Annotated in this window: 10 protein-coding genes; 7 read left to right on the top strand and 3 right to left on the bottom strand. The window is 74.1% G+C overall.

The genetic code is table 11. The features are described 5' to 3' along the window. Positions 1-460 precede the first annotated feature (460 nt). The 3 genes from QPK52_RS15520 to QPK52_RS15510 are packed head-to-tail and all read left to right on the top strand — an operon-like array spanning position 461 to position 4,141. Positions 461-829 (top strand): peptidase inhibitor family I36 protein, encoded by a 369-nt coding sequence (locus QPK52_RS15520; protein WP_410538082.1) that lies wholly within the window; start codon positions 461-463, stop codon positions 827-829. A 1-nt stretch (position 830) separates the two neighbouring features. Then, positions 831-1,523 carry an ABC transporter ATP-binding protein gene (locus QPK52_RS15515; protein ID WP_410538081.1) on the top strand — a complete coding sequence of 231 codons (693 nt, stop codon included), beginning with the start codon at positions 831-833 and terminating at the stop codon, positions 1,521-1,523. Beyond that, positions 1,520-4,141 carry a hypothetical protein gene (locus QPK52_RS15510; protein WP_410538080.1) on the top strand — a complete coding sequence of 874 codons (2,622 nt, stop codon included), beginning with the start codon at positions 1,520-1,522 and terminating at the stop codon, positions 4,139-4,141. The genes QPK52_RS15515 and QPK52_RS15510 overlap by 4 nt, the downstream gene beginning before the upstream one ends. Positions 4,142-4,237: 96 nt before the next feature. Here QPK52_RS15510 and QPK52_RS15505 read toward each other — a convergent pair whose 3' ends face one another. Beyond that, complete coding sequence (locus tag QPK52_RS15505; RefSeq protein WP_410538079.1) at positions 4,238-4,429, bottom strand: hypothetical protein; 192 nt, start codon at positions 4,427-4,429, stop codon at positions 4,238-4,240. Between the two features lie 183 nt (positions 4,430-4,612). Between QPK52_RS15505 and QPK52_RS15500 the strand changes: the two genes are divergently transcribed. Further along, complete coding sequence (locus QPK52_RS15500; protein WP_410538078.1) at positions 4,613-6,274, top strand: DNA repair helicase XPB; 1,662 nt, start codon at positions 4,613-4,615, stop codon at positions 6,272-6,274. 35 nt (positions 6,275-6,309) lie between these two features. Then, on the top strand, positions 6,310-7,290 hold the full coding sequence (gene pip / locus QPK52_RS15495; protein ID WP_410538077.1) for a prolyl aminopeptidase: 981 nt from the start codon (positions 6,310-6,312) through the stop codon (positions 7,288-7,290). 24 nt (positions 7,291-7,314) lie between these two features. Here pip and QPK52_RS15490 read toward each other — a convergent pair whose 3' ends face one another. Beyond that, on the bottom strand, positions 7,315-8,436 hold the full coding sequence (locus QPK52_RS15490; protein WP_410540344.1) for a glycosyltransferase 87 family protein: 1,122 nt from the start codon (positions 8,434-8,436) through the stop codon (positions 7,315-7,317). A gap of 280 nt (positions 8,437-8,716) precedes the next feature. Continuing rightward, positions 8,717-9,004: a hypothetical protein gene (locus QPK52_RS15485; RefSeq protein WP_410538076.1), complete on the bottom strand. Its 288-nt coding sequence runs from the start codon at positions 9,002-9,004 to the stop codon at positions 8,717-8,719. Between the two features lie 429 nt (positions 9,005-9,433). On the opposite strand from QPK52_RS15485, the gene QPK52_RS15480 reads away from it, so the two are divergent. Then, entirely contained in the window at positions 9,434-11,587 is a 2,154-nt protein-coding gene (locus QPK52_RS15480) for a HelD family protein (protein ID WP_410538075.1), read from the top strand. Continuing rightward, complete coding sequence (locus tag QPK52_RS15475) at positions 11,587-12,507, top strand: aldo/keto reductase (RefSeq protein WP_410538074.1); 921 nt, start codon at positions 11,587-11,589, stop codon at positions 12,505-12,507. The genes QPK52_RS15480 and QPK52_RS15475 overlap by 1 nt, the downstream gene beginning before the upstream one ends. Positions 12,508-12,514: the final 7 nt, after the last annotated feature.

The raw sequence follows: 12,514 nt of genomic DNA, 5'->3' as shown, positions 1-12,514 counted from the left end.
GGCCAGAGCTCCAGGTCCGCCTTCGGCGACGACACTGAAGTTCCCTGCGTTTTCCAACCTTCTGCGCCCCGCAGTGCACGCAGAGAGCGCAGGGCTCACCAACGCAACGCGTATCAACTGTTCCCCCCGGAAACAAAACCATCAGCCACAAAGAACACGCCGCGGCTCAGCAGTGGTCGTTGTTTCGGAACCACCGCACGCAGCCTCGTACTCGGGGCCACACGAGTCAAGCGCTCACTGCTTCCAGGTGGGGCGAATCGGCCTGTGTCAACCCCCTGTTCGGCTGGAAGTCGCTGCTGAACCCCCGTGGAGGGGGTACAGCAGCGGCATGTAATGCGACAGGGTCGTCGTGTACACGGGGGCGCCGGAGCCAACAGGCTCCGATTCGATCTATCGCCGATCCGTGTGGCCGGATACCGAAGAGCGCTGGAACAGCGCGTACGGCACACTAGGGGGCACGATGAGGATCAAGACCGCTGTCGCGGCGACCATGATCGTTGCTGCAGGCATTCTCACCACCCAGGGGGTGGCGAACGCGGCCCTGAGCGACTGCAATTCGAACAACATGTGCATGTGGGGCAACAACGACTTCAGGTGGATGATCGGGGAACGAGGCCACGGCTCCACCTCGTGGGCCAACCTGAGCGGTGACAGGAACGACGAGATGGACTCGTGGGCCAACCGCTCCGCCACCTACACCGGTTGCATGGCCGAACACTCCAACGGGTCGGGCGACAAGCAGACCATGGCCAGGAACAGCAACGACAACAACGTCGCCCCGTGGAACAGCGACGAGGTCTCCTCGTGGCGGACGGCGAGCGGGTGCTGAGTTGACCGAGGCCGCTGGTGCATCGCTGATCCGGGCAAGCGGGGTACGCAAGGCGTACCACTCCGCGGCCGAGACCGTGTGGGCCGCGCGGGACGTGGACTTCACCGCGCACGCGGGGGAGTTCGTGTGCATCTACGGCGCCAGCGGCTCGGGCAAGTCGACCCTGCTGAACCTGCTGGCCGGCCTGGATCTCGCCGATTCCGGCGAGATCCGGGTCGACGGCGTCGACGTGAGCGCGGCCGACGAGGCGCAGCGCGCGGAACTGCGGCTGGGCACCGTCGGTGTGGTGTTCCAGGAGCACAATCTGATCGAGGAGTTCACAGCCGCCGAGAACGTCGCACTCCCCCTGGAGGCGCGCGGCGTCCCGGTCGGCGAAGCCCGCGAGGAGGCGCTGGCGCAGCTCGCCCGCGTCGGCCTGGCCGGGCTGGAGGACCGGATGCCGTGGCAGCTGTCCGGCGGCCAGCGGCAGCGCGTGGGCGTGGCGCGGGCGCTGACCGGGCAGCGGGCGGTCCTGTTGGCGGACGAGCCGACCGGCGCGCTGGATTCGACGGCGACACGGGAGCTGTTCGAACTGATCAGGAAGCTGTGCGACGACGGGGTGCTGGCCGTGGTCTGCTCCCATGACCCGCACTGCCGGGAGTTCGCCGACACCGTCTACGAGGTCGTCGACGGCCGGCTGGAGTCCCGCTCGTGACCCCTCCGCCCCGCGCGGGAGCCACGGCCGGCCCCGGTCCCGTCCGGTCGCCGGGCCGGCTGACGCCCGCGGGCCGGGTGCGCCTGGCCTTCCGGCTGGCCCGGCGGCTGGCACGCTCGCGGGCCCTGGCCCGGTCGGTGGGGATCGTGTTCGTGGCCGCGTTGCTGGTGATGGGCATGTTCGTCACCCTGCGGACACTGTCGCTCTCGGGTGAGCAGGTCGCCGACCGTGATCTGGGACGCTTCGGCGCGAAGGTCGGTTACGGCAGTGGCGTGGCCTTACCGCCGGGTGACGACACGTTCGCCGCCGACCTCGCGGCGCGGGTGAGGGACGCCGGTGTCACCGGTGCCGAGATCCTGCTCAGCGCGACCGACGTGCAGCTGAACACCACTCCGGCCCGTAACGTGACGGCCCTGGAGGCCGACTGGGCCGCCCGGCCGTACCCCGAGCGGTACGAACTGCTGTCGGGCCGGTGGCCGAGCCGTCCCGGTGAGGTGGTCGTGACCGAACCGCAGGATGTGGCGGCACGGGCGGGCGAGACCCTCACCGTGCTCGGTGACGTACGGCTGGAAGTGGTCGGCACAGCCGACGACCGGCACGCGACCACGACGAACCTGCTGTTCGGGCCGGGGACGTGGGCCGGACTCGATCCCGGTCTGAGCGAGGGCTTTCCGGTGCTGATCGCCCAGCCGGACCTGATGTGGTCCGGGGAGAGGCCGCAGGCGGTTCTCGACGCCTTCACCACCGCGGCCCGCACCTGGGCGCAGGGCCGAGGCGGCACCGCCGCCGAGGGCATCGACCGGGACTCCGTGGCCGCCACCTTCGACACCAGGGACGAGCTGTCGGCGAACCCGCAGAAGACATGGATCGAGAAGACCCCGGCCGGCTACACCGTCCCCTCGCTCCTGGTCCCCGCGGCCGCGGTCCTGCTGGTGTTCGGGCTGAACGACCGGCGCTTCCGGCGTACCACCACCTCCCTGGTGTCCGTGGGCGTACCCCGCGGGACGGCGGTGGCGGGCCCGGTCCTGGCCACCCTGGCGTGGTCGCTGGCCGCGGCTTTCTGCGGGGCTCTGGCCGGCGTGGCCGCAGGGGCCGGGGCGCGCATGCTCATCTCCCACCTGAGCCGGCGGCCCGCAGGGCCCCTCGATGATCTCGCCACGCCCTCGCTGCGCCTGCTCGCGGTGGTCGTGCTGACCGGCTTGGCCGCAGGTGCGGTGCTCGCCCGCACACGGCGCGACGCATCCGCCCGTCCGCACACCGGGGACCAGGACCCCTCCGCCACCGCGTCCGCCTCCTCCCGCCCCTCCCGCCTGGCCCGCGACGCCCGCCACCTGCTGGCCGTCGCCGCGTGGTGCGCCGTGGTGGTGTACGGCACCTGGGTCGATTCGCCTCCCCAGGCCATGGTCCTGACCGGCATCCTGATCGCCGCGGTGCTGCTGGTCGTTCCCGAGGTGTTCGGCGGGGTGCTGAGGACGCTGCCGGAGGACGGACCCCGTCGCCGTCTGACGCGCCGCCAGCTGGCCGCCGATCCGCGCAGGGCCTGTGCCGCCCTGATGGTGCTCACGGTGCTGTTCGGCGCCTCACTGGGTTACCTCACCCTCCTGGACACCCTCGTCCGCACCGCGGAGAAGCAGGCGTACCCGCCCGTGCTCTCCGGTCAGGTCCTGCTCGCCGGCCACGAGAGCGACACCTTCCCGCCGAGCGGGGCACTGCTGCGCACGGTCGACGGGTCCGGTGCGGTCGAGGGCCTGCCCCGCACGGAAGTGCGCTACCTCATGGCCGGCGACGTCGACGACCTCCGGACAGCCGGCAGGGAGGGCAGTCACGGCACCCTGCTCGCGGCCGACACACCCCGGCAGGTCGAGCGGCTGCTCGGCAGGCGGCTCGACCCTGCCCAGACCACCGTGCTGCGCCACGGCGGCCTGCTGGTGTGGTCCGACGCCTCCGACAGCACGAGCGGACGCACCCGCCTGGTCGTCCGCGAGGGGGACACGGTCCTGCACCGCACCGCCGAGCTGCCCACGACCGTGGTCGCCCCCGCTCCGGCCGGGTGGCGGGACGGCTCCGACGGCATCATGCTGCGCTCGACCGCACAGGCTCTGAGCCTCCCGCTCCAGCCGCATGGACCGGTCATGGTCACCGGCGTCTCCGCCGACAGAGCCCACGCCCTGCAGCAGGGCGTCATCGACGCCGGGATGGACGCGGGCGCCGTCCTGATCCATGTGAAACCGGACGATCCCGTCCCTCCGGCCGCGCTCCTGGCCACCGCGGCGGGGCTGGTCGTCCTGGCGCTGGCCGCCGTCCTGGCCGCCACCCGCAGCCAGACCCGCGTCCTGCGCCGCTACATGGCCCGGCTGGTCGCCATCGGCATCCCTCCGCGGTGGGCACGGCACGTCCTGCTCTGCCAGCACGGCGTCCTCATCGCCGTGAGCACCCTGCTCGGTCTGGTGATCGCCGTGGTGCCGAGCGTGGTCCTCGCCGCGCAGGTCTCCGGCTTCGCCCTCAGCGTCCCCTGGTGGCAGCTGGGCGTACTCGCCGCGGCGCTCTACCTCGCCGCCCTCCTCGCCGCCCTCCACTCCGCCCACAGACTCCGCGTCACCGAGGCGAGGCCCGGCTGAACCGGACGTTCGGTGACACCGCCGCCGTGCGCGGCGGACGCGGGGCCCCGGACGGCCCGGCGGAAACGGCGGGCCGGGCGTGACCCGCCACCGCGTTCACCGCCGCGCGGCCCTCCGCGCCGCCTTCGCGCCGTTGGTGGCCGCCACCGCCCCGGCGATCGCCGCCCAGGCCCCGGCGAGCGCGGCGACCGCCCCGGCGGTCGCCGCCACCCTGCCCGCCCACTTCACATAGCCGTCCATACCGCAGCCCTCCGCACGCCGTGTCCGCCTGGTCCGGATCGCATCCATGACCGCAGCGTAGGCGCCGCGGGCCGTCCCCCACACGGACGGGGCGGCCCCCGGAGGAGGGCCGATGGGCCCCCACCGGGGCCGCCGGGCACTCCGGGCACGCCGCTGCGCGCCCGGAAAAAGTAGACTCTTCCATTCGGCGTGTGCGCCCGTCACACGACGATCCGATCGCTGGAGGTGCGCGTGTCCTGCCTGATCGTCCAGAGCGACAAGACCCTGCTGCTGGAGGTCGACCACGAGCAGGCCGGCGACTGCCGCCGCGCCATCGCGCCCTTCGCCGAGCTGGAGCGGGCCCCCGAGCACATCCACACCTACCGGCTCACCCCGCTGGGTCTGTGGAACGCCCGCGCCGCCGGTCACGACGCCGAGCAGGTCGTCGACGCCCTGGTCACCTACTCCCGCTACCCGGTGCCGCACGCGCTGCTGGTGGACGTGGCCGAGACGATGGACCGCTACGGCCGGCTGCGGCTGCTCAAGCACCCCGTGCACGGGCTGGTCCTGGAGTCCTCCGACCGGCCGGTGCTGGAGGAGATCCTGCGCTCCAAGCGGATCCAGCCGCTGGTCGGCGCCCGCATCGACCCCGACACCGTCGCCGTCCACCCCTCCGAGCGCGGCCAGATCAAGCAGGCGCTGCTCAAGCTCGGCTGGCCCGCCGAGGACCTGGCCGGCTACGTGGACGGCGAGGCGCACCCGATCGAGCTGACCGAGGACGGCTGGGCGCTGCGCCCCTACCAGAGGCAGGCCGTGGAGAACTTCTGGCACGGCGGCTCCGGCGTCGTCGTGCTGCCCTGCGGCGCGGGCAAGACGCTGGTGGGCGCGGGCGCGATGGCCACGGCGAAGGCCACCACGCTGATCCTGGTGACCAACACCGTCTCGGCCCGCCAGTGGAAGAGCGAGCTGGTGCGGCGCACCTCGCTGACGGAGAACGAGGTCGGCGAGTACAGCGGCGCGAAGAAGGAGATCCGCCCCGTCACCATCGCCACGTACCAGGTGCTCACGACGAAGCGGAAGGGCGTGTACCCGCACCTGGAGCTGTTCGACTCCCGCGACTGGGGCCTGATCGTCTACGACGAGGTGCACCTGCTGCCGGCCCCGGTGTTCAAGTTCACCGCCGACCTCCAGGCCCGCCGCCGCATCGGCCTGACGGCCACGCTGGTGCGCGAGGACGGCCGCGAGTCCGACGTCTTCTCCCTCATCGGCCCCAAGCGCTTCGACGCGCCCTGGAAGGAGATCGAGGCGCAGGGCTACATCGCCCCGGCCGACTGCGTGGAGGTCCGCGTGGACCTGACCGAGTCCGAGCGGCTGGCGTACGCGACGGCCGAGTCGGACGAGAAGTACCGCTTCTGCTCCACCACCGCCTCCAAGCAGCGCGTCACCGAGGCGCTGGTGCGCCGCCACGCCGGGCAGCAGACGCTCGTCATCGGCCAGTACATCGACCAGCTCGACGAACTGGGCGAGCACCTGGGCGCGCCCGTGATCAAGGGCGACACCGGCAACGCGCAGCGCGAGAAGCTGTTCGACGCCTTCCGGGCGGGCGAGCTGTCGGTGCTGGTGGTCTCCAAGGTGGCCAACTTCTCCATCGACCTGCCCGAGGCCACCGTCGCCATCCAGGTCTCGGGCACCTTCGGCTCCCGCCAGGAGGAGGCCCAGCGCCTGGGCCGCGTGCTGCGCCCGAAGGCGGACGGCCACGAGGCCCGCTTCTACTCGGTCGTCGCCCGCGACACCGTCGACCAGGACTTCGCGGCCCACCGCCAGCGCTTCCTGGCCGAGCAGGGCTACGCCTACCGCATCGTGGACGCCTCCGAGCTGCTGGCGGGCGACGAGGAGCCGGACGAGGTGGGCTAGCCTCGCGTTCCACCGCGGAACGAGGGGGCTGGGAGATGCGCGAGCCGTACCCGCCGGCCGAGCCGTACGAGAGCGGCATGCTCGACGTCGGCGACGGCCACCGCGTGTACTGGGAGGTGTGCGGCAATCCGGACGGCAGGCCCGCCGCCGTCGTCCACGGCGGGCCGGGTTCGGGGTGCGGGGAGGGAGCGCGCCGCCTCTTCGACCCCGGGCGGTACCGGGTGGTGCTGTTCGACCAGCGCGGCTGCGGCCGCAGCACCCCGCACGCGAGCGACCCGGCCGCCGACATGCGGCACAACACCACCTGGCATCTGGTCGCCGACATGGAGCGGCTGCGCGAGCACCTGGGCATCGACCGCTGGCTGCTGTACGGCGGCTCGTGGGGCTCCACACTGATCCTCGCCTACGCCCAGCGGCACCCGGAGCGGGTCTCGCACATCGTGATCGCGGGCGTCACCACCACCCGGCGCTCGGAGACCGACTGGCTCTACCGGGGCGTGGCCCGCTTCTTCCCCGAGGAGTGGGAACGCTTCCGCGCCGGAGCCGGGCCCGGCGTACCGCGCGACGCGGCCACGCCCGAACTGCTGGGGGCGTACGCGCGCCTGATGGAGCACCCCGACGCGGCGGTGCGCGAGCGGGCCGCGGCCGACTGGTGCGCCTGGGAGGACGCCGTCCTGTCCGGCGAGACGGGCGGCGGCAGCGGTGCCGCGGGCCCGTACGGCGGCCGGCCCTCGGCCGCCCGGGCGGCCCTGGTGCGCCTGTGCGCGCACTACTTCTCCCACGGTGCGTGGCTGGAGGAGGGCGCGCTGCTGCGCGGCGCGGGACGGCTGGCGGGCATCCCGGGCGTGCTGATCCACGGCCGGGCCGATCTGAGCAGCCCGCTCGACACCGCGTGGGAGCTGTCCCGCGCCTGGCCGGACGCGGAGCTGACCGTCGTCGCCGCCGAGGGCCACCTCGGCGGCGCGATCACCCGCACCCGCGTCCTGGACTCGCTGGACCGCTTCGCGGCGCGGTGACGGCGTTGCCGGCGGCGCCGGGGGTCATCCGGTGGGCCGGGGGCTCTCCCGTCGCAGGCGCCACGCCGCGTACGCCGCCAGGGCCAGGGCCAGGGGCGCGTACGGGGAGGCGAGGGGCTGCTGCCACCAGGGCAGGTGGAGGTCGAGGTCGCCGGAGTGGGGTACGAGCCAGTGCGTGCGGGCCGTGAAGAGCACGGCGACGGCGCCCGCGGCGTACAGCGGCCACCGGCGGGACGGCGACGCGGCGGCCGCCATGACGGCGAGCAGCGGCACGCACCACACCCAGTGGTGGGACCAGCTGATCGGCGAGACCAGCACCGCCGTGCCCGCGACGGCCAGCACCCCCCAGCTCTCCCGCCCGCGCAGATGGGCGCGGCGGGCCAGCCACAGCCCCAGCAGGCCGGTGACGGCCGCGGGGGCCGCCCACCACAGGCCGGGCTCGGTGGTGTGCAGGAGGCGGGCGATCACCCCCTGGAGGGACTGGTTGTCGACGATCCACGCCTTGCCGACGCGGCCGGTCTCGAACATCCGCCGCGTCCAGAAGTCCACGCTCGCGCCCGGCAGGACGGCCGCGCCGAGCGCCGCCGTCCCCGCGAAGCCCGCCAGCGCCGTCAGTCCGGCCCGGACGCGGCCGGTCAGCAGCAGATGGACGGCGAAGATCGCGGGAGTGAGCTTGATCCCGGCCGCGACGCCGATGGCCAGGCCCTTGCCGCGGGCGCCGTCCGGGCGGCCGAGGTCCCACAGGACCAGGCAGGCCAGGACGAGGTTGATCTGCCCGAAGACCATGGTCTGGAAGACCGGCTCCAGCCACAGGCCGACCGCCGTGGCGGCGATCAGGAGCGCCGGGGAGGTCCGCCGTCCGGCCAGGCGCAGGGAGAGGTGGACCAGCAGGGCGAGCAGCACGACGTTGCCGGCCGCGAAGAGGGCCTGGACGGCGGGCAGGGGCAGCAGGGCGGTGGGGACGAACAGCAGCGCGGCGAAGGGCGGGTAGGTGGCGGGCAGGTCCCACTCGGTGACGGTGAAGCCGTACAGGTCGCGCCCCTCGACGACGGCCTGCCCCTCGGCGCGGTAGACGAGCACGTCCACCAGGAAGCTGGGCTGCGCCGCGCAGACCGCCGCGAGCGCGGCGAGGGAGAGCGCGAGCAGGGCGGCGGCCGCGCGGGTGCGGCGGTCGCCGGGCGCACCGAGCGCGCCGCGTATCCGGGCGCGGGCAGCGGTACGGCCGGTACGCCCGGTACGGCCGTCACGCGCGGTGCGGGCCGGGCGCCCGGTACCGGGGTCGCCGCCGGTGCCGGTGTCGGGTGTGGGCGCGGTCGGCACTCGGCCACCTCCTGGGTTCCGGTCCGTCGGTCGACGGTCGTCCTGCGGTCCTCCGCGGTCGCCGCCGCTGAGCGACCCTAACCGACGGCCCGGTGCCCGGCCGGTGTCAGGCGCGGGTCGCGGGCTCGTGCGCTCTGTCCTCGCGCCTCCCGTGGCCCCGTCTGTGCTCCGGGCCCTGCTCCCGGTCCTCCTCCCGCGCCTCCGCGTAGTCGCCGAGGACCGCGACGTCGAACGCCGCGGCGGCGAAGACGGAGATCGCCCGGACGGCGTCGCCCAGCAGGTGCCGGCGGTGGCGGTGGCCGCCGTCGCCGCTCCGTGCGTCGAGCGCGGCCAGCGCGGTGGCGCCCGAGGCCCGGCCACCGGATGTCTGAGGAGGGATGGGGGTGCTGTTCATGACTCCACGGTTTTGCAGTCGTTTCGCCCTATTGGTCCATATCCATCCTAGGTCTCACCACGGCTTTCCTCCGCCCGCAACCCGGCCCGTCCTCCTTCTCCGCGTACGGGGGAAACCGTTCGCCCGCCGGGACGAGCGGGGCTAGAATCACGCGTCTCCCGCCTCCCGCGCCACGGCACCGCACGGCATGCGTTCCGCATGCCCGCGTGCCGCCGTGCCGCCGGGGAGGAGCCGGCCGGTCGGTACCGGCCGGCGGACCGCGCCCCCGGCGGCCGTGCTCCGGCCGGCTTCCGTCGGCCCGCCGGCCCCGTCGGCGTACGCGGTCCCCTCCGACCCTGTCGTCCACCGCACCCGGCGTGCGGCGCGGCCGCACGCCCGAGCGGCTCGCCGTGCCGCCGTCGTGCGCGCTTTCCGCAGGAGGCCAGCAACGTGCCCGCGCACACTCCCGACCCGCACACCCCCGGCGTGCCCGACCACGACACGCTCGACCCCCTCGAACGCGAACGCGCCCACCTGGCCGCCTCGCGCACCGCCCTGCGCGCCATGCGCCACGACGTCGAGTCGCTCGACATCCGGAACGTCACCGCCAACTGGGTGAACGCCGAGGTGCTCCAGCGCCAGATCGACGCCCGGATCGAGGCCCTCGCCGACCTCGCCGACACCCCGCTGTTCTTCGGCCGCCTGGACTACACGGACTTCCCGAGCCCCCCGGGCTCCTCCCCCGCCCCGGAGGAGGGCACTGCGGAGGGCGGCGCCCCGGAGGCGGCCCGCTACTACATCGGCCGCCGCCACGTCCACGACGCCGACGGCGACCCGATGGTCGTCGACTGGCGCGCCCCCGTCTCCCAGCCCTTCTACCGCGCCTCGAAGAAGGACCCGCAGGGCGTCGGCCTGCGCCGCCGCTTCGGCTACACCGGCGGCGAGCTGACCGCGTACGAGGACGAGCGGCTGTCCGACCCGGACGAGGCCGAGAAGGCCAGCGCACTGCTCAAGCGCGAGATCGAGCGTCCGCGCGTCGGCCCGATGCGCGACATCGTGGCCACCATCCAGCCCGAGCAGGACGAGATCGTCCGTACCGGCGTCGACGGCACCGTGTGCGTCCAGGGCGCGCCGGGCACCGGCAAGACGGCCGTCGGCCTGCACCGCGTGGCGTACCTGCTCTACGCCCACCGCGAGCGTCTGGCCCGCACCGGGACGCTGGTCATCGGCCCCAACCGGTCCTTCCTGCGCTACATCGAGCAGGTCCTGCCGGCGCTCGGCGAGCTGGCGGTGCGGCAGGCGACCGTGGAGGACCTGGTCACCGAGGCGACGGGCGTGGAGGTGCGCGGCACGGACGACCCGGAGGCCGCCCGGATCAAGGGCGACGCCCGCATGGCCGAGGTGCTGCGCCGCGCGGTCCGCTCGGGCGTGACGATGCCGGCCGAGCCGTGCGTCGTCGTCCGCGGCTCGCGCCGCTGGCGCGTCCCGGCGTACGAGCTGGAGGAGATCGTCCGCGAGCTGCTGGAGCGCGGCATCCGCTACGGCGCCGCCCGCGAGGCCCTGCCGCAGCGCGTCGCGCACGCCGTGCTGACGCGCATGGAGCGCTCCGGCGAGGCCCCCGACGACCGGGTACAGGACGCGGTGGCGCGCAACGCGGCGGTGAAGGCCCTGGTCAAGGCCGTGTGGCCGGAGGTCGATCCGGTGAGGCTGGTGCTGCGGCTGCTGTCGGACGACGGCTTCCTGGCCGAGTGCTCCGAGGGGATCCTCACCGAGGAGGAGCGCAAGGCGATCCTGTGGACGAAGCCGCCGCGCGGGGTGCGGTCGGCGAAGTGGTCGGCCGCCGACGCCGTGCTGATCGACGAGGCCGCCGACCTGGTGCGGCGCACCCCCTCGCTCGGCCATGTCGTCCTGGACGAGGCGCAGGACCTCTCCCCCATGCAGTACCGGGCGGTGGGCCGCCGCTGCACCACCGGCTCGGCGACGGTGCTGGGCGACCTGGCGCAGGGCACCACGCCGTGGGCGACCGCGAGCTGGGCCGAGGCCCTGTCCCACCTGGGCAAGCCGGACGCGGCGGTGGAGGAGCTGACCCGGGGCTTCCGCGTGCCGCGCGAGGTCATCGCGTACGCCTCCCGGCTGCTGCCGCACATCGCGCCGGGGCTGTCCGAGGCGACCTCGATCCGCGACGCGGCAGGTTCCCTGCGGGTGCGGGCGGCGGCGGTGGAGGAGCTGGACGGCGCGGTGGTGGACGCCTGCCGCGAGGCGCTGGAGCGCGAGGGCTCGATCGGCCTGATCGCCGCCGACGCCCGCGTCCCCGCCCTGGCCGCGGCCCTGGACGCCGCCGGCGTCCCCCACCTCGCCCCGGGGGCGGAGACGGACGCCGACACCCGCCTCACCCTCGTCCCGGCGATACTGGCCAAGGGCCTGGAGTACGACCACGTGGTCCTGGACGAACCGGCCGCCGTCGTCGACGGCGAGCCGGACGAGCGCACCGGCCTGCGCCGCCTGTACGTCTCCCTCACCCGAGCGGTCTCCGGCCTCACCGTCGTCCACGCGGCTCCCCTGCCCGAGCCGCTGCGCGACGGGAGCAACGGGGGTGACGCCTGATGGGACACCTGACGGAACACCGGGCGGCGCGCCCCCGCGCGGACGCCGCGGGCACCTGGACGCTGGGCGGCCTTACGGTCAACCGGATGGGCCTGGGGGCCATGCGGCTGACGGGAAGCGGCGCCTTCCACGACGGCACGCCCAGCGACCGCCACCGGGCGGTCGCCGTACTGCGCCGCGCCGTCCACGAGTTCGGCGTGAACCACATCGACACCGCGGCCTTCTACTTCTCCTCCCTCCGTTCGGCCAACGAGCTGATCAACCGGGCACTGGCCCCCTACCCCGACGACCTGGTCATCGCCACCAAGGTCTGGCCGGGGCGCGACCCGTCGGGTGAGTGGTGGTGGGCCCGGCCCGAGCAGTTGCGCGGCCAGGTCGAGGAGAACATCCGCCAACTCGGCCTGGAGCACCTGGACGTGGTCAACCTGCGCGTCCCGCCCAGCCGGAGGGACGGCTCGATCGCCGAGCACTTCGGCGCGCTGGCGCGGCTGCGCGAGGCCGGACTCGTGCGCCACCTGGGCATCTCCAACGCCACGGCCGCACAGCTGGCGGAGGCACGGGCCATCGCGCCGGTGGTGTGCGTGCAGAACGCCTACGGTCTGGGTGCCGCGGAGCCCGGAGACCGCGAACTGCTGCGGATCTGCGGGGAGTCGGGCATCGCGTTCGTGCCGTTCTTCGCGATCGCCGGGAAGCGGCGCGAGGCGGGCGCGGGCGGAGGCGGGACCGAGGACGAGGCCGTACGCGCCGTGGCCCGGGCGCACGGCGCGACGCCCGCGCAGGTGCGGCTGGCCTGGACGCTTCAGCAGGGCCCGCACGTCCTGGCCATCCCCGGCACGGGCGACCCGGACCACCTCGCGGAGAACGTCGCGGCGGGCGCGCTGCGGCTGACGGACGACGAGACGGCACGCCTGTCGGCTTGACCGCATC

The organism is Streptomyces sp. KL2 (assembly GCF_046529545.1).
Lineage (GTDB): Bacteria > Actinomycetota > Actinomycetes > Streptomycetales > Streptomycetaceae > Streptomyces > Streptomyces radiopugnans.
Note: the sequence above shows the minus strand (reverse complement) of the source record. Positions and strands in the feature narration are given on the sequence as shown.

Bases quoted from the DNA above. Each gene is read 5' to 3' on its own strand.
- QPK52_RS15520 (WP_410538082.1), top strand. From the start codon at position 461: ATGAGGATCAAGACCGCTGTCGCGGCGACCATGATCGTTGCTGCAGGC.
- QPK52_RS15505 (WP_410538079.1), bottom strand. From the start codon at position 4,429: ATGGATGCGATCCGGACCAGGCGGACACGGCGTGCGGAGGGCTGCGGT.
- pip (WP_410538077.1), top strand. From the start codon at position 6,310: ATGCGCGAGCCGTACCCGCCGGCCGAGCCGTACGAGAGCGGCATGCTC.
- QPK52_RS15485 (WP_410538076.1), bottom strand. From the start codon at position 9,004: ATGAACAGCACCCCCATCCCTCCTCAGACATCCGGTGGCCGGGCCTCG.
- QPK52_RS15475 (WP_410538074.1), top strand. From the start codon at position 11,587: ATGGGACACCTGACGGAACACCGGGCGGCGCGCCCCCGCGCGGACGCC.